This is a genomic window from Pseudoalteromonas sp. S1650 (genome assembly GCF_005887195.1).
Classification (GTDB): domain Bacteria; phylum Pseudomonadota; class Gammaproteobacteria; order Enterobacterales; family Alteromonadaceae; genus Pseudoalteromonas; species Pseudoalteromonas simplex.
This window is the reverse complement of the sequence record NZ_PNDF01000067.1, coordinates 21,073-37,650: the sequence shown is the minus strand read 5'-3', so window position 1 is coordinate 37,650 and position 16,578 is coordinate 21,073. Positions and strand designations below refer to the sequence as shown.

The window sequence follows — 16,578 nt, the reverse complement described above, 5'->3', positions numbered from 1 at the left end:
ATCATAGTAGAGCATCATTAGAGACATAAAAAATCCGATATTATTTCTAATATCGGATTTTGAAGCTATGAAAAGATCAGTCAAGTGATCATAAAAATATTCTTAACTGATCAGCATTAAGCAATATAGCTGGGCCTTTAAATTGTTCGCATTTTAGGTGTTAAGCAATGCCGTATTGATCACGGTATGCTTTTACTGCAGCTAAATGCTCATCCATTGTACCTTTGGCTTCTAGGTAACTAATTAAGTCAGCTAGTTTTACAATAGAGATAACTTTAGTGCCAAAGTCTCGCTCGACTTCTTGAATAGCAGATAACTCAGCTTTACCTTTCTCTTGGCGGTCAAGTGCAATTAAAACACCACTTAAGTCCGCACCATTATCTGCAATGATTTCCATAGACTCACGAATAGCTGTACCTGCAGTGATCACGTCATCAACTAACATGATCTTACCTTTAAGTTCAGAACCTACTAATGTACCACCTTCACCGTGTGCTTTTTTCTCTTTACGGTTAAAACAGTAAGGTACATCTTTGTTGTGATGATCAGCTAAAGCAACCGCTGTTGTTGTTGCGATTGGAATACCTTTATAAGCAGGGCCGAATAATACATCGTAATCAATGCCCGCATCTTCAAGTGCTGCAGCGTAAAAGCGACCCAAGCGTGCAAGGTCACGACCGGTATTAAATAAACCTGCATTGAAAAAGTAAGGACTAGTGCGGCCAGACTTTAAAGTAAACTCACCAAATTTAAGCACCTGCTTTTCAAGTGCGAATTCAATAAACTCTTTTTGATAATCTTTCATAACTAATAAACCTACTTATTTATTAAGCTAATGCTTGCTTTTGAACGTCGATAATTTCACGAATTGAATGTTTAGCTAATGTAAGTAGCTCATCAAGTTCGTCGAATGAGAAAGGTTCGCCTTCAGCTGTGCCTTGGATTTCGATGATTTTGCCAGTTTCGGTCAAGATCACGTTCATATCTGTTTCGGCTTCAGAATCTTCTAGGTACTCAAGGTCACTAATTGGTTGACCTTTATATACACCAACTGAAATTGCCGCAATCATATGCTTAAGTGGGTTTGAATTGATCATACCTTTACTACGCATGTAAGTAAGCGCATCAACTAATGCAACACATGCACCACTGATTGATGCCGTACGTGTACCGCCATCTGCTTGAATTACATCACAATCGATAGTAATGGTGTTTTCACCTAACGCCTTTAAGTCAACCGCAGCACGAAGTGCACGTGCGATTAAGCGTTGAATTTCCATAGTACGACCGCCTTGCTTACCGCGCGATGCTTCACGGCCATTACGAGTATGTGTTGAACGAGGTAACATACCGTATTCAGCCGTAACCCAACCTTTACCTTGGCCTTTCATAAAGCGTGGTACACCAGCTTCAACAGTTGCTGTACACAAAACTTTAGTATTTCCAAACTCTACTAATACTGAACCTTCAGCATGCATAGTGTAATTACGTGTGAATGTAACCGGTCTAATTTGGTTAGGTGTTCTTTCGCTTGGACGCATTAACGATCCCCTTAATTCTGAATTTGCCACATTATAAGTCGATGTGGTGCTAGATGCCATGTTCATTTACATAATTAACTGCATCAGAAAAGCACATTTCAGAAAATTTACGCTAGAGGTTAAAAGCTGATTCGGTATAATCAGTCAACTTTGTAAATTTAATAACACTAGGAAATCATCCATGATCCACAGCATGACAGCTTATGCGCGCCGCGAAATTAAAGGCGAATGGGGCACTGGCACTTGGGAAATTCGTTCAGTAAACCAACGTTACCTTGAAACTTTTATCCGCGCACCTGAGCAATTTCGTGGCATGGAACCGGTTATTCGTGAGCGTTTACGTAAACATTTACAACGCGGTAAAGTTGAAGTTTTCTTAAAGTTTGCTGCAAATCCAGCGCATGTTGGTGAGTTAACGATTAACGAATCACTCGCTGAACAATTAATTAAAAGCGCACAATGGGTGCAAAACCAAAGCAATGGTGACATCAACCCAGTTGATATTTTACGTTGGCCTGGCGTGATGGAAGCCGAAGAGCTCGATATGGATAGCGTAAACACTGCGCTAATTGCAGGCTTCGATGAAGTGATTGAAGATTTTAAACAAGCTCGCGGCGATGAAGGCGCAAACTTACAAGAAATGATTGCAACTCGCCTTGATGCTATTTTAGAGCAAGTAACTATTGTTGAAGGCCACTTACCAGAAATTGCTAAATGGCAGCGCGAAAAACTAAACCAAAAGCTAGAAGAACTAAAAACAGACATCGATGAGTCTCGTCTTGAGCAAGAGCTTATTTACCTTGCACAAAAGCAAGATGTTGCTGAAGAACTAGATCGCTTAAAGTCACATGTTAAAGAAACCAAAAAAATCTTAACTAAAGGCGGCGCATGTGGCCGACGCCTAGACTTTATGATGCAAGAGTTTAACCGTGAAGCAAACACATTAGCGTCAAAGTCTATCAACAGTGACATCACAAACGCTGCGGTAGAACTAAAAGTGTTAATCGAGCAAATGCGCGAACAAATTCAGAATATTGAATAAGCACGCTTTACAGTTTTTTATAAGACCCAGCACCTGCTGGGTCTTTGTTTTTGAAAAGTCTAAAAGCAGGCAAACTTGAGCACTTTTAGCGAAATAAAGTACAATAGTTCAATTAAAGGCTTGGATTAGCGATAGTCCGAGCCTGTTTATTTTTTATTAGAGACAGATCATGGCGCAAACTCGCGGAAATTTATTTATCTTGTCAGCTCCATCAGGGGCTGGTAAATCAAGCTTAATTAGTGCTTTATTAGAGAAACACAGCGATATGAAAGTATCGGTTTCGCATACCACTCGCTCACCTCGTCCGGGTGAAGAAAACGGTGTGCACTATCACTTTGTTTCTGTTGATGAGTTCAAAGCGCTAATTGAGAAAAATGACTTTTTTGAATGGGCGCAAGTGTTTGATAACTACTATGGTACGTCTAAGCAAGCAATCGAAAGCCAACTTGAAGCAGGTATTGACGTATTTTTAGATATCGATTGGCAAGGTGCTCAGCAAATTCGCAAATTAGTTGATGATGTTGAGACTATCTTTATTCTTCCACCATCAAAAGAAGAACTTGAATCACGCTTAAATAACCGTGGTCAAGACTCTGCTGAGGTAATCGCAGGAAGAATGGCAAAAGCACAATCAGAAACATCACACTATAATGAGTATGATTATGTTGTTGTTAACGATGACTTTGATACTGCACTTACAGAAATCGAAACGATCGTTATGGCTAAACGTTTATCGTTAAAAAGCCAAACTGTGCGCCATCAGGCGTTATTAGAGAACTTACTTAAGTAATACTTTTTTAAGAATAAGATAAAAATTAACCACAAGCTATTGGCGAATTTAACTTGGTACAGTAAACTACGCCTTTGCTTAAGAATTTATTTGGAGTGCTAAGATGGCTCGCGTAACTGTTGAAGATGCAGTAGATGCAATTGGTAATCGTTTTGACTTAATTTTAGTTGCGGCTCGTCGTGCCCGCCAAATCGCGGTTGGTGGTAAAGATCCACTCGTTGATGCTGAAAATGACAAACCAACGGTTATTGCTTTACGTGAAATTGAGAAAGGGTTAGTAGATAGCTCTTCTATGGACTTAATTGATCGTGAAGAACAACAACATCAAGAAGCAGCAGAAATGGCTGCTGTGGCTGCTATCGTAGGTGGCAACCAGTAATCAAGCTCCCCGCTTTGATTTAGCTATACGGCTAGTATTTCTACACTAGCCGTTGGCAAGCCCTTCTTTTCATCGTATATTCTATTCATACCGTTACCGATTTACTTCATTTGCGCATTGGAGTGTGACTTTGTATCTATTCGAAGGCCTCAAAAAGAAAATATCCGAATACTTACCACCCGCTGAGATTGAGCTGGTACAAAAAGCATACGTGGTCGCTCGCGAAGCCCACGAAGGCCAAACACGCTCAAGTGGCGAGCCTTATATCACCCACCCTGTCGAAGTGACACAAATACTTGCCGGCATGCACTTAGACCACGAAACGCTGATGGCTGCCCTGATGCATGACGTGATTGAAGACACTGACTTTAGCCAACAAGACTTAGCTGAAATTTTTGGCGACACCGTTGCCGAGCTTGTTGAAGGGGTGAGTAAGCTAGATAAACTCAGCTTTAAAGATAAAAAAGAATTCCAAGCCGAAAACTACCGCAAAATGATCATGGCGATGACGCAAGATATTCGCGTGATCTTAATTAAATTGGCTGACCGTACTCACAACATGCGTACTTTAGGCGCACTGCGCCCTGACAAACGCCGTCGCATTGCCCGTGAAACCCTAGAGATTTACGCACCAATTGCGAACCGCCTTGGTATTCACGATATTAAAAATGAATTAGAAGATTTAGGCTTTCAAGCGTTATACCCGATGCGCCATCGCGCATTAAGATCAGAAGTAGTCAAAGCACGTGGTAACCGTAAAGAAGTTATCAGTAATATTAAAACTGAAATTGAAGCGCGTTTAGAAGAGTCTGGCATCGAAGCAACTATATCTGGCCGCGAAAAACACCTTTATAGCATTTACAAAAAAATGCTTAATAAAGAGCTGTCGTTTAACGAAGTGATGGATATCTACGCGTTTCGTATCAATGTTGATAATATGGATACCTGTTATCGCGTATTAGGTGTTGCGCATAACCTTTACAAGCCAATCGAAACTCGCTTTAAAGATTATATTGCTGTACCAAAAACTAACGGCTATCAGTCGCTTCATACCTCATTAGTTGGCCCTCATGGTATTCCTGTTGAGATTCAAATTCGTACCCACGATATGGATCATATGGCAGATAAAGGGGTCGCTGCTCACTGGATGTATAAAAAAGCCGGTGATAATGCAGGCCACACAGCACAACAACGTGCTCGCCAATGGATGCAAAGCTTACTGGAACTTCAGCAAAGCGCTGGTTCGTCTTTTGAGTTTGTTGAAAACGTTAAAACAGAGCTATTCCCTGAAGAGATCTATGTTTTCACGCCAGATGGCCGTATCGTTGAGCTACCCATGGGTGCGACAGCAGTCGACTTTGCTTATGCAGTTCATACTGATGTAGGTAATACCTGTGTGGGGGCACGCGTTAACCGTAAACCTCACCCACTCAGCAAAGCGCTTGATACAGGGCAAACGGTCGAAATCATCACCAGCTCTGGAGCACACCCTAATGCAACTTGGTTAAACTTCGTTGTAACAGGTAAAGCACGTTTAGGTATTCGCAATTACCTGAAGAGCCAACAGCATGAAGAAGCCATGCTGCTCGGTCGACGTTTACTAGACTCAGCACTTGGTGAAACCAAACTGGATGATATTCCAGATGAAAACATTCGCCGTGTACTTCAAGAGCATGAACTAAATACCGTCCTTGAGCTACTAGTAGAAATAGGCTCAGGTAATCTCATGAGTGTGCTAATTGCAAAACGCTTGATGCAAGTTGATGCAGACGACCTAGACGACCTAGCACAAAAAGCAAAAGCGACCATTATCGGTACTGAAGGCATGTTAGTTAATTACTCTAAATGCTGCCGCCCAGTCCCGGGTGATGCAATTACAGCTTATATAAGTCAAGGTAAAGGCCTTACGGTTCACCGCCAAGAATGTAAAAATATTCGTGGTTGGGAAAAAGAGCGCTCAAAATACCTCGTTGTAAAATGGGACGATAACCCAGAGAAAGAATATATTGCTGCCCTTCGTATTGAGATTATTAATCACCAAGGTGCGCTGGCTAAATTAACCAATGTTGTTGCCTCAACCCAAGCCAATATTGTTGAAATAGCGACTGACGAAAAAGAAAGTAATTTATACATGATAGATTTAGGCATCACGGTTAAAAACCGCGTTCATGTTGCTAACATTATGCGCCGCATTCGCGTTATGCCTGATGTGCAAAGAGTCTATCGTAAAAAGTAACAAGGATAATCATGAACAAATCTTTTATTTCTACTGATAATGCGCCTGCAGCTATCGGTACTTACAGCCAAGCAGTTAAAGTAGGCACGGCTGTTTATTTATCAGGTCAAATTCCACTTGTACCAGAAACAATGGAAGTGATCTCTGAAGACTTCACTGAGCAAACTCACCAAGTATTCAAAAACCTAACAGCTGTTTGCCAAGCTGCCGGCGGCCAAATTCAAGACATGGTGAAAGTAAATATCTTTCTAACTGACTTATCTAACTTTGCGATTGTCAACGAAGTAATGAGCCAGTACTTTAAGCAACCATACCCTGCACGCGCCGCAATTGGCGTACGTGCGTTACCAAAAGGTGTGCAAGTTGAGATTGACGGTATCATGGAGCTACCTTCAACAAACTAATCAGCCCTGCCAGCAACACAAAGTTGCTGGCACTTTTTTAGAAAAAGTTATTACTTCCCTCACCCGAAATTCTTGACTCATTAGCAAATCTCTAGCACTCTGTTGTTATAACAAATAAAACCTTTAGCTAATGTAGTCAAAAAGGATCTCCACGTGTTTAAGCTCGCTCACAACGGCAACGTTTTATTAGATGTTCATGAAAACTCGCCTCCTAGTGCTGCGTTTATTATCGAAGCATTAGAAAAGTCACCATTTTGCGAATGCAGAGTGGATCATGAAGCTATCAATAAATTCTTCAAAAGTGACTCTAACGAGCGCATGCTTGTTGTTGCCTCAAAACATGATGCGAGCCTAGTTGTAACCCTAAGCGATGATAAAATGCTTGCTACAGGCGAACTTACTCTTGCTGAAGGCGGCAAAGTTATGACGCTTGATGAAGCTAAAAAGGAGCTTATCAGAGCGGGCGTTGCTCGCGGGTACAAACAAGCTTTCTTGGAACAGCTATTACAACAACAGTTTGAGTTACCAGCAGGAGAAGTCGCTAAAGGCGTGCTAGCAAAAGGTCGCTTACCTATCGATGGCCAACCATCAAAACTAGTTTCTCAAGTTGAAACGCTCAAAGATCGCTTAAAAAAACCCAAATTGCGTGAAGATGGTACTGTCGATATGCGTGATTTTGGCAAGCTTGCCAGTGTCGAACCCGGCGTATTACTTATCAAGCAAATCCCTGCGACTCCGGGTAAAGAAGGCTTTACTGTTACCGGTGATGTATTACCAGCCAAGCCTGGTGAAAGTAATACTCTAGTTGCTGGTGAAGGTACCGAAATATCTAAAAATAATCCGCTTGAACTTATTTCAGCCATTGCAGGTGTTCCAGTAGATATCGCGAATGGCATGCGTGTTGATGATATTTTTACCATTGCCGATGTCAACGTAAAAACCGGCCATGTAGATTTTGAAGGTAGCGTCATTGTAACTCATAATGTTGAGCCGGGAATGCGTATTAATGCCAAAGGCGATATAACAGTTATGGGCACTGTAGAGTCTGGTCATTTATCTGCAGCTGGTGATATCACCATAAAACAAGGCGTAATTGGCCACCAACTCGAAGATAAAAAGTTATCATGTAATATCATCAGCCAAGGTGACATTCACTTATCACATGGTCAATACAGCTACCTTGAAGCAAACAATATCCTCATCGACCGTCAAGCCAGCCATTGTGTAATGAAAGCCACTAAATTGTTGCAAGTCGGCCAAGAAGATAACCCCCAAGGAAAACTATTTGGCGGTGAAATTTTAGATGCTCAAATAGTTATTGCTGGCGAAATTGGCAATGAATCAGGCGCGAAGATGGTGATTAACTTAGCGGCTTCAGGTGCTGATGTAACAGCACAAACAGACCAATGCTTCAAAGATTTAGCACAAACAGATTCGCAACTTGATACCTTACAAGCGGCTATCGAAAAAGCGGATTTAGTAAAAGATGCAGAAAAGAAAAAAACTCTTCTGGCCAAAATAGGGGCCACACAAATGCACTATTGCGAGCAAGCTGAAATGCTTGAGAAAAAACTATCAAGTTTAGAGCATCATTTGCATGATTTACTTGAAGATGCGCAATTAGTCGTTAACAAAACATTGCACTCAGGGGTAGAAATACATATTTTTGAAAAAGTGCTACGTACAAACCGTAAGTACCCCCCTTGCAAGGTTAAGCTTGAAGAGAACAAGGTTGAGGTGGAGTTTAAAACCAGTTAATAAAAAAGAGGCTTTAAGCCTCTTTTTACCAGGGTCATTAATCTTAACTTAGAGAATTCCTTCCACTTGCTGTTTTAGCTGTTCAGGCCAAACACCAACTTGTACTTGCCCGATATGCTGTTTTTGTAACAGCAACATAGCGAGTCGTGATTGACCAATCCCACCACCAATTGTTTGCGGGAACTGCTTCGCAAGTAGCTGTTTATGCCAATCAAACTCTAAACGAGCTTGGTCGCCTGTAATCGCTAATTGAGTAGCTAATGCATCAGGACTTACACGAATGCCCATTGAAGAGATTTCAAAGGCATCTTCTAGCACCGGGTTCCAAACTAAAATATCACCGTTTAAGCCTGCAAATTTACTGCAGGTTTGGGTTGACCAATCGTCATAATCCGGTGCTCGTACGTCATGAATTTTGCCATCGGCAAGTGTGCCGCCTATACCAATTAAAAATACCGCACCGTATTCTTGTGCTACCGCTTTTTCACGTTGTTTTGCAGTAAAGTCAGGATACATCTGACGTAACTGTTCACTGTGTACAAAGGTGATTTGCTCTGGCAAAAATGGCTTTAAACCAAACTCGCTTGATACAAAGCGTTCGGTTGCTTTAATAGCCTGATAAAGTGATGTTACGGTTTCTTTTAGCTTGTCTAAGGTGCGCTCAGTACTCTCGCAAATTACTTTTTCCCAATCCCATTGGTCAACATACACCGAGTGAATTGGGCTTAAAGACTCTTCATCTGGGCGAAGCGCCTTCATATGCGTATAGAGCCCCTCACCTACCGAAAAATCGTAATCAGCCAAGGTTTTGCGTTTCCATTTAGCTAAAGAGTGCACGACTTCAAATTGGCTACCCGGAATTGTTTTCACTGCTACCGATACAGCATTTTCAGTACCGCTTAAGTTATCTTGAATACCATCGCCTACTTTTGCCAAGATCGGCGCTTGTACCTCAACTAATCCTAATTGTTGTTCTAATTGGCTTGAAAAAAACTGTTTTACTTTACTAATTTGCTGCTGTTGCTGCAGGTAGTGTGAACTCATAATAATTGGCCTCATTCCCAGTTATTGTTACTTGCTTGATTAGAGAAACCCGCTGCTTGGCCCCTCCTGTTAAAACAATCCTCAACTAAACAAAGATAATTTTCAATAACCCGCAATAAAAAGAACTTAACATTGAAATTTTCATAAAAATAATGCTATAAATTTTACTGATTCAATAATTAACACTAATAAATACCATGGAAAATTATCAAATCGATAATCTCGATAAAAACATCCTTAATGCTTTAATGGAAAATGCGCGAACAGCGTATGCAGAACTTGCTAAACGCTTTGCAGTAAGTGCCGGAACTATTCATGTTCGAGTCGAAAAGATGAAACAAGCGGGAATTATTACAGGCACCCAAGTCAGTATTGATGCCAAACAGCTTGGTTACGATGTTTGCTGTTTTATTGGTATTAACCTCAACAATGCCCGTGATTACCCACAAACGTTACTGCATTTAAAAGAGCTAGAAGAAGTCGTAGAAGCCTATTACACCACGGGTAATTACAGTATATTTATCAAAGTGATGGCACGCTCAATTGATCATCTACAAGATGTGTTAATTAACAAAATACAAGCCATCGAAGCTATTCAATCAACAGAAACGCTGATCTCATTACAAAACCCAATTAGCCGTGCTGTTGTTCCCTAGGGTATAATCAGCGCCAATTAGAATCCGTCAACGAGCACACAACTATGGATACAACTCGCTTTGAGCGTGTTAAGCGCGTATTAGATCGCCGCCAAACGGACCTAACGGTTTGTTTAGAAGAGGTACATAAGCATCATAATTTATCGGCCATTGCCCGCACAGCTGACGCGACAGGCTGCCATCATGTTCATGCTGTATGGCCAGAGAATCAAAAATGGTTAACTAACAATACTTCAGGTGGTAGTAAAAACTGGCTCGAAACTCACTTGCATCGCAATATCGATGAAGCCGTAGCCATGATGCGTGCGCAAAATCCTGATGTACAAATTTTAGCAACTCACCTCAGCGACGACGCAGTCGACTTTCGTGAAATTGATTACACCAAACCGACAGCTGTTATTGTTGGTCAAGAACGAGATGGTATTTCGCCGCGTGCCCTCGCTCATGCTGATAAAAACATCATCATCCCAATGCAAGGAATGGTGCAATCTCTTAATGTATCTGTTGCAGCGGCACTTATTTTATTTGAAGCACAGCGCCAACGTGAAGAAGCAGGTCTTTATAACCGCGATATGCTTGATGCGAAAGTTAAGCATCGTATTTTGTTTGAAGGCTGTCACCCTATCATTGCTGAACAATGCCGCGAAAAAGAGCTGCCGTACCCTGAGCTGGATGAAAATGGTGAAATTGTTGCTGATGAAACGTTCTGGAACATTTTAAAACACACGCAACCGCTTGAAGCCACTAACGAGTGCAAGTAAACTGAAAAACAGTCTACTAATTAATAATTTGAGTCACCTTTGAGTCATCCTAGCTTAGCGTTATACCCAATTACAGAATTAAAAGGCGTCGGCCCAAAAATGGCCGAGCGCCTTGCTAAGCTAAATATTCATACGGTACAAGACATGCTGTTTCATTTGCCTCATCGCTATGAAGACCGCACCCGCATTCACCCAATTTGCGAACTCCAACCGCATAGCCATGTTAGTGTTGAAGCCACTATTGAAACCAGCCAAATTACTTTTGGAAAAAGGCGCATGCTGGTTTGCCAAGTAAATGATGGCACGGGCCGTTTAACGCTCAGGTTTTTTAACTTTAGCGCGGCTCAAAAAAATGCCTTAAGTGCAGGTAAAATCATTCGTTGCTTTGGTGAGATCCGCCGTGGCAGAGTTGGCTTTGAAATGACACATCCGGAATACAGCTTATCGGATACCCTTTCTGAGCAACCAACGAACACCACGCTTACGCCGGTTTATCCTGTTACCGAAGGGCTAAAACAGTTATCCATTCGTGCACTAAGCGATCAAGCACTTGCACTATTAACTAAATACCCTGTCGAAGAGTTACTGCCAGAACAGTTTCAGCCAACCGGAATGCGTTTAGCCGATGCTCTAATGACCTTACATCGCCCACAAAACGATGTTGATTTAACTGCTCTTGAACAGGGTATGCATCCTGCTCAGCAACGGCTAGTGTTTGAAGAGTTGCTTGCGCAAAACTTAAGCCTTTTAAAGCTGCGCCAAAAAGGGCAAACGGTAAAAGCGGTTGCTTTAAAGCCGCAAAACCAACTTGAGCAACAGTTTTTAGCTAATTTAGCCTTTAGCCCAACCAACGCACAAAGTCGTGTTGTGGCAGAAATCAAAGGTGACTTACAACACCCGTTTCCGATGATGCGTCTAGTACAAGGCGATGTCGGCTCTGGTAAAACCTTAGTCGCAGCGCTCAGTGCGCTCAGTGCTATCAGCGAAGGCTATCAAGTAGCGCTAATGGCACCAACAGAGATTTTATCAGAGCAACATGGCATCAACTTTAGCCAATGGTTTAATCAACTCGGTGTTGAAGTTGCCTGGTTAGGTGGCAAAAGTAAAGGTAAAGAGCGCACAGCAACTTTGGAAAAAATCGCCTCTGGGGAAGCACAAATGATTGTTGGCACCCATGCATTATTCCAAGAACAGGTTGAGTTTAACAATCTCGTTTTAATTATTATTGATGAGCAACACCGCTTTGGTGTTCATCAGCGTTTATCACTGCGTGAAAAAGGTCGCTTTGGTGATTGCTACCCACACCAATTAGTGATGACTGCAACCCCTATCCCGCGAACCTTAGCAATGACAGCCTACGCTGACTTAGAAACCTCAGTGATTGATGAGTTACCACCCGGTAGAACGCCTATCACAACGGTGGCGATTCCAGATGCACGCCGAGACGAAATCATTCAACGTGTTAGAACAGCATGCTCAGAGCAAGGTCGTCAAGTGTATTGGGTTTGCACCCTGATTGATGAATCTGAAGTACTGCAATGCCAAGCCGCCGAGGATAGCGCCGAGCAATTAAAAGCAGCACTGCCAGAGCTAAACGTTGGCTTGGTGCATGGCCGGATGAAAGCCGCCGAAAAGCAAGCCATTATGAGTGAGTTTAAAGCAGGTAATATTCATGTACTGGTTGCCACAACCGTGATTGAAGTGGGTGTTGATGTGCCTAATGCGAGCCTTATTATTATTGAAAACCCTGAACGGTTAGGGCTTGCACAACTTCACCAGCTACGCGGCCGTGTTGGTCGTGGGGCAACGGCATCACACTGTGTTTTACTTTATCATGCGCCATTATCAGCTACAGCGCAAAAACGCTTAGGTGTGCTGCGTGAAAGTAATGATGGCTTTGTGATTGCTGAGCGAGATCTAGAAATCCGTGGCCCAGGTGAAGTACTTGGTACCAAACAAACAGGCTTAGCTGAATTTAAAATCGCCGACCTAAACCGCGATAAACAAACACTTAATCATGTCAGACCCATCGCTTTCAAAATATTGAATGACTACCCAGAACTTACCGATAAATTGATTCAACGCTGGCTTGCAGGCAAATCAAACTACGCACAAGCTTAAAGCTAACTTCAGTATAATTTTGTTGTTCAACAAAAAAAAGCCCAGCTAATTAGCTGGGCTCACAAGTAAGGGAGTGTTCACTTAGAATTTGTATTCAATACCAACACCTAGGTAATCTTGGTCAACTTGATTGTCTGTATCAAACGTTGAGTAGAAACCAAATACTTTGGTGTTTTTGTTTAGCTTGTGATCAACACCTGCAGAAATAGCTGTTTTCTTATCGCCTTCATCAAAGTCAATTACTTGGTACTGTACTTTGAATGTGTTGCTATTCATTTGGTAAGCAGCATTTACTAAGTAGCCATCAGCTTCTGCGCTACCATCCACTTTTTCTTGTGTTTGGTACATAGCACCTAGTTTGAAGTCACCTAGTTTACCTTGTACTGTTGCACGAACAATGTCGTAACCTTTTACTTCGCTGTCAGCTGCAACTGATGCATAAAGTTTGCTTTCTTTAAGTTTTGCATCGCCGTAAGTTAACGCTACTGAGTACCCGTTATCAGCATCTACATCATCTTCAGCTACATAAGTTGCTAATACTTTGAAGCCACTGAAGTCTTTAGAAGCATAAGAAATGGTGTCGCCTAAACGGTTTTCGCCTTTAAATACGTTCTTGATATCGCCTTCAAGGTCATTGAATAAATCAACTTTACCTTGAGATTGCTTCATTGCTGTATCGTTACGACCGATAACAACTTGACCAAAGCTACCTTTCACACCCACGTATTGATTACGCGCAGTGATGTTATCGTCGTTGTCGCCTTTTGAATCAGCGTCAGATACGTCTACACCAAACTCAAATTTATAAACCGCTTCTAAGCCTTCAGAAATTTTTTCTGAACCTTTTAAGCCAAAACGTGAGTTATTGCTTTTAATTTCAGTGAAAGACCCTTCGCCATCATCTGATGATTGAACAGTCACGTTTGCTTTACCATATACATCTACATCAGCTAGTGCAGAAAAAGATAAACCACCAAATAAAGCTAGGAATAAGCTAGACTTTGCAAATTTCATGTCGTTTCCTCAATAATCGCAACAAAAAACACATGTTGTGTTTCAATGCGCGCAGTGTGACAGTAAAAAATGACAGAAAGATGACAGTTGAAATAAAAGCGTCAATTTAGCTTCATAAAATGTAATTAATTTTGAAATAAAAACGTAACTCACTGTTGTAAAATTAAATTTTTATGAAAGCTAAATTAAATTAATTTTAAGCTTTTATTTGTAGCTCAGTTAATAAAGTGACTAACTTCTCTAACAGAGGGGTTTGCTCGTTGTCTCTGTGGTAAGCAACAAACACATCACGCGATGTATGCGCAACATCTTCAACATGATAAAGCTCACCAGATTTAAGCTGCTCTTCAACTAATAACTGAGGAATAAAGGCACTGCCGCCGCACTTCAAAATTAAATCAAGCGCAATACGGCCCGTACTGGTTCTAAAATACGGAGGGGCGTGGCCGTTAAACTCACGAGCATGCCATAAAGAAAAGGTGGTACCCCAATCAACATACACATATTGGTTATCGAAAAAGTTTTCACTATTTGCTGTTTCAAACGCGCTCACAGGAATAATAGGTAACTCACAAATTCGCTGTACAACCAGTTCATCTACTTTAGGGGGATCGAACAACACAGCTAAATCTAGAGTACGTTCCAGTAATAAGCGAGTACTCTCTTGTTGTGCTTTGACTTCAGCAACTAACGACACACCCGGCATAGCAGAAACAATATTAGTAATACCAAACTGTAAAAATGCATCCCAAATATTAGGTGTTCCTGCTAAGCTAATTTGCTTATGCATATTATCTGCAAGTGCCACATCAACTTTTGCGCGCTGCATACCCGTAATGATCATTTGTGCATGTGGCAGTAATCGCTCACCAGGCGCCGTTAACTGTATGTTGTTACGTTGGCGAATAAATAAGTTAACGCCTAAACCTTGCTCTAATTGTCGGATCCGAAAACTCACCGCAGACTGTGTAATATATAAATTTTCAGCTGCCTTACCGAAATGGCGCGTACGGACCACTTCAACAAAAGTCTTCAATAAATCGATATCCATTTTTTACCCTTACGATAAAAATAATTTGTTTAATAAAATCGACAACTTGATCCATACTCCAGCAAGAAATTAGGGCATGAGGATAAAGCCATGAGCAATGACATTTCATCACTTCGTCAGGCATTTGCAAGCCAACGTCAATTCTATGATGATCAAAATTTCCCACGCGGTTTTGGTCGTAGTGGTCACTTCACTTTGCTAGAAGCCGACATTCTCGAGCAGCATGGTGTTGTTCTAAAGGGTTTATACAACAAAACCCTAGAACCACAAAATGAATTTCAAACTCAATTTGTTCAAGTTGTCACCGGCAATCTTGAAGCGACCAATGCAATTGAACGTGCTTGGGTCAAATACCTAAAGCAAACCACTTGCAAAACGAAATTTCATACATTGTTTGGACGTTCCCGTATTGCAAACCCAACAACACAAAGCGTTGAATATTATTCTGAGTCAGACAGCTTATAACGATTTGCTTTTTTAGGCTTTTAAGGTTAAAACTTGTAGTAACTATTGCTTCGCCAAAAAGTTATAACAAGGCAAACCGTGACTAGAAGAATATTAATAATTGAAGATACGCCAACGATTGCGCGAGTGCAAAAGCATATCGCGCAAAAAGTTGGTTATGAAGCCGATATTGCAGGCTCGTTGGCTGAAGCAAAAAAGTTAGTTGAAGAGCACTCTTATTTCTGCTCGGTAGTAGACTTTATTCTACCTGATGCACCAAAAGGCGAAGCAATTCCTTTTACTATTGCCTCTGATATTCCCACAATTGTCATGACGGGAAACCTAGATGAGACAACGCGTAATATTGTCGAAAAGCACCCAATAATTGACTACATTACTAAAGAAAATAAACAAGCTTATCAGTATCTAGAAAAACAACTCGCTCGCTTGCCTCGAAATGAACAAGTGCAAGTTCTTGTCGTTGATGATTCAGCGGCAACTCGCCACCACATTTGTAACTTATTAACTCGTCACAAATACCAAACCATTGAAGCTGTTGATGGTGTCGACGCTTTAAAAGTACTGGCTGAAAACCCAAAAATATCGGTGATCATTACCGATAACGAAATGCCAAACATGAATGGGGATGAGCTTTGTGTTGAAATTCGTCGTTTATATTCCAATGATGAAAAAGCCATAATCGGCATTTCTGCACTCGATACTCTGCACTTATCAACGCGCTTTTTAAAATCTGGTGCAGACGATTACCTTCGCAAGCCATTTAATAATGAAGAATTCTATTGCCGGCTAAGTCAAAACGTCGACATGCTTGAAAACATTAAAACGATTCGTTTACAAGCAAACACTGATTACCTCACTAAGCTGCCTAATCGCCGCTATTTCTTTGGTGAAGCAAACAGCCATCTAAAAGCTGCAAAACTAGCAGATACCTCAGTCTCTTTAGCCATGATCGATATTGACCACTTTAAATCAATAAATGATAACTATGGTCATGATGCCGGTGATGAAGTGCTTAAGGGCCTATCGCAATGTATGGCAAAGTATTTTAAAAATAATTTAGTTGGCCGCTTTGGTGGTGAAGAGTTTGCAGTATATTTTGCTGATCAAGACCGACATGAATCGTTACAGCGTTTAGAAAAATTCCGCTTATTTGTTGAAAAGCACAGCCCTGAATTTAGCAAAGACCGTATCAAGTTTACGCTGTCGATTGGTTTTCATAATGGGCCTATTTATAGTTTAGATGAACTAATAAAACAGGCCGATCTAAAGCTTTATCAAGCAAAAGAGTCTGGGCGCAACAAGCTAATAAGCTAAGC

The 16,578-nt window shown here is 41.3% G+C and carries 16 protein-coding genes; 11 read left to right on the top strand and 5 right to left on the bottom strand.

The window, feature by feature from the left end; genetic code table 11:
- Positions 1 to 160 precede the first annotated feature (160 nt).
- Positions 161 to 805, bottom strand: a complete 645-nt coding sequence (gene pyrE / locus CWB80_RS17755; RefSeq protein WP_063699763.1) for an orotate phosphoribosyltransferase — start codon at positions 803 to 805, stop codon at positions 161 to 163.
- A 22-nt stretch (positions 806 to 827) separates the two neighbouring features.
- Positions 828 to 1,541: a ribonuclease PH gene (gene rph / locus CWB80_RS17750; protein ID WP_054554228.1), complete on the bottom strand. Its 714-nt coding sequence runs from the start codon at positions 1,539 to 1,541 to the stop codon at positions 828 to 830.
- Between the two features lie 181 nt (positions 1,542 to 1,722).
- Here rph and CWB80_RS17745 point away from each other — a divergent pair, with 181 nt between their 5' ends.
- The 6 genes from CWB80_RS17745 (at position 1,723) to CWB80_RS17720 (ending at position 8,150) form a co-directional block, all read left to right on the top strand.
- The gene (locus tag CWB80_RS17745; protein WP_138601109.1) at positions 1,723 to 2,583 is read left to right on the top strand and encodes a YicC/YloC family endoribonuclease; all 861 of its coding nucleotides are present in this window, start codon (positions 1,723 to 1,725) and stop codon (positions 2,581 to 2,583) included.
- A gap of 169 nt (positions 2,584 to 2,752) precedes the next feature.
- Positions 2,753 to 3,373 (top strand): guanylate kinase, encoded by a 621-nt coding sequence (gene gmk, locus CWB80_RS17740; RefSeq protein ID WP_054554226.1) that lies wholly within the window; start codon positions 2,753 to 2,755, stop codon positions 3,371 to 3,373.
- Between the two features lie 103 nt (positions 3,374 to 3,476).
- On the top strand, positions 3,477 to 3,752 hold the full coding sequence (gene rpoZ / locus CWB80_RS17735) for a DNA-directed RNA polymerase subunit omega (protein WP_054554225.1): 276 nt from the start codon (positions 3,477 to 3,479) through the stop codon (positions 3,750 to 3,752).
- A gap of 130 nt (positions 3,753 to 3,882) precedes the next feature.
- On the top strand, positions 3,883 to 5,988 hold the full coding sequence (gene spoT, locus CWB80_RS17730; RefSeq protein ID WP_138601110.1) for a bifunctional GTP diphosphokinase/guanosine-3',5'-bis pyrophosphate 3'-pyrophosphohydrolase: 2,106 nt from the start codon (positions 3,883 to 3,885) through the stop codon (positions 5,986 to 5,988).
- A gap of 11 nt (positions 5,989 to 5,999) precedes the next feature.
- Complete coding sequence (gene ridA / locus CWB80_RS17725) at positions 6,000 to 6,392, top strand: deaminase RidA (protein WP_054554223.1); 393 nt, start codon at positions 6,000 to 6,002, stop codon at positions 6,390 to 6,392.
- Positions 6,393 to 6,545: 153 nt separating this feature from the next.
- The gene (locus CWB80_RS17720) at positions 6,546 to 8,150 is read left to right on the top strand and encodes a flagellar assembly protein A (RefSeq protein ID WP_054554222.1); all 1,605 of its coding nucleotides are present in this window, start codon (positions 6,546 to 6,548) and stop codon (positions 8,148 to 8,150) included.
- Positions 8,151 to 8,198: 48 nt separating this feature from the next.
- On the opposite strand, the gene asnA is transcribed toward CWB80_RS17720, so the two are convergent.
- Positions 8,199 to 9,194, bottom strand: a complete 996-nt coding sequence (gene asnA / locus CWB80_RS17715; protein ID WP_138601112.1) for an aspartate--ammonia ligase — start codon at positions 9,192 to 9,194, stop codon at positions 8,199 to 8,201.
- A gap of 197 nt (positions 9,195 to 9,391) precedes the next feature.
- Here asnA and asnC point away from each other — a divergent pair, with 197 nt between their 5' ends.
- The 3 genes from asnC to recG are packed head-to-tail and all read left to right on the top strand — an operon-like array spanning position 9,392 to position 12,732.
- Positions 9,392 to 9,850 (top strand): transcriptional regulator AsnC, encoded by a 459-nt coding sequence (gene asnC / locus CWB80_RS17710; protein ID WP_054554220.1) that lies wholly within the window; start codon positions 9,392 to 9,394, stop codon positions 9,848 to 9,850.
- A gap of 44 nt (positions 9,851 to 9,894) precedes the next feature.
- Entirely contained in the window at positions 9,895 to 10,611 is a 717-nt protein-coding gene (gene trmH, locus CWB80_RS17705) for a tRNA (guanosine(18)-2'-O)-methyltransferase TrmH (protein ID WP_054554219.1), read from the top strand.
- A 39-nt stretch (positions 10,612 to 10,650) separates the two neighbouring features.
- Entirely contained in the window at positions 10,651 to 12,732 is a 2,082-nt protein-coding gene (recG, locus tag CWB80_RS17700; protein WP_138601114.1) for an ATP-dependent DNA helicase RecG, read from the top strand.
- A gap of 81 nt (positions 12,733 to 12,813) precedes the next feature.
- On the opposite strand, the gene CWB80_RS17695 is transcribed toward recG, so the two are convergent.
- Positions 12,814 to 13,746, bottom strand: coding sequence for a porin (locus tag CWB80_RS17695; RefSeq protein ID WP_138601117.1), 933 nt, complete (start codon positions 13,744 to 13,746; stop codon positions 12,814 to 12,816).
- A 196-nt stretch (positions 13,747 to 13,942) separates the two neighbouring features.
- The gene (locus CWB80_RS17690) at positions 13,943 to 14,797 is read right to left on the bottom strand and encodes a LysR family transcriptional regulator (RefSeq protein ID WP_054554216.1); all 855 of its coding nucleotides are present in this window, start codon (positions 14,795 to 14,797) and stop codon (positions 13,943 to 13,945) included.
- A gap of 90 nt (positions 14,798 to 14,887) precedes the next feature.
- On the opposite strand from CWB80_RS17690, the gene CWB80_RS17685 reads away from it, so the two are divergent.
- A complete protein-coding gene (locus CWB80_RS17685) occupies positions 14,888 to 15,262 on the top strand; it encodes a MaoP family protein (protein ID WP_054554215.1) in 375 nt (124 codons plus the stop codon).
- 78 nt (positions 15,263 to 15,340) lie between these two features.
- Complete coding sequence (locus tag CWB80_RS17680) at positions 15,341 to 16,576, top strand: GGDEF domain-containing response regulator (RefSeq protein ID WP_138601121.1); 1,236 nt, start codon at positions 15,341 to 15,343, stop codon at positions 16,574 to 16,576.
- Positions 16,577 to 16,578: the final 2 nt, after the last annotated feature.

Bases quoted from the DNA above. Each gene is read 5' to 3' on its own strand.
- pyrE (WP_063699763.1), bottom strand. From the start codon at position 805: ATGAAAGATTATCAAAAAGAGTTTATTGAATTCGCACTTGAAAAGCAG.
- rph (WP_054554228.1), bottom strand. From the start codon at position 1,541: ATGCGTCCAAGCGAAAGAACACCTAACCAAATTAGACCGGTTACATTC.
- CWB80_RS17745 (WP_138601109.1), top strand. From the start codon at position 1,723: ATGATCCACAGCATGACAGCTTATGCGCGCCGCGAAATTAAAGGCGAA.
- gmk (WP_054554226.1), top strand. From the start codon at position 2,753: ATGGCGCAAACTCGCGGAAATTTATTTATCTTGTCAGCTCCATCAGGG.
- rpoZ (WP_054554225.1), top strand. From the start codon at position 3,477: ATGGCTCGCGTAACTGTTGAAGATGCAGTAGATGCAATTGGTAATCGT.
- ridA (WP_054554223.1), top strand. From the start codon at position 6,000: ATGAACAAATCTTTTATTTCTACTGATAATGCGCCTGCAGCTATCGGT.
- asnA (WP_138601112.1), bottom strand. From the start codon at position 9,194: ATGAGTTCACACTACCTGCAGCAACAGCAGCAAATTAGTAAAGTAAAA.
- asnC (WP_054554220.1), top strand. From the start codon at position 9,392: ATGGAAAATTATCAAATCGATAATCTCGATAAAAACATCCTTAATGCT.
- trmH (WP_054554219.1), top strand. From the start codon at position 9,895: ATGGATACAACTCGCTTTGAGCGTGTTAAGCGCGTATTAGATCGCCGC.
- CWB80_RS17695 (WP_138601117.1), bottom strand. From the start codon at position 13,746: ATGAAATTTGCAAAGTCTAGCTTATTCCTAGCTTTATTTGGTGGTTTA.
- CWB80_RS17690 (WP_054554216.1), bottom strand. From the start codon at position 14,797: ATGGATATCGATTTATTGAAGACTTTTGTTGAAGTGGTCCGTACGCGC.
- CWB80_RS17685 (WP_054554215.1), top strand. From the start codon at position 14,888: ATGAGCAATGACATTTCATCACTTCGTCAGGCATTTGCAAGCCAACGT.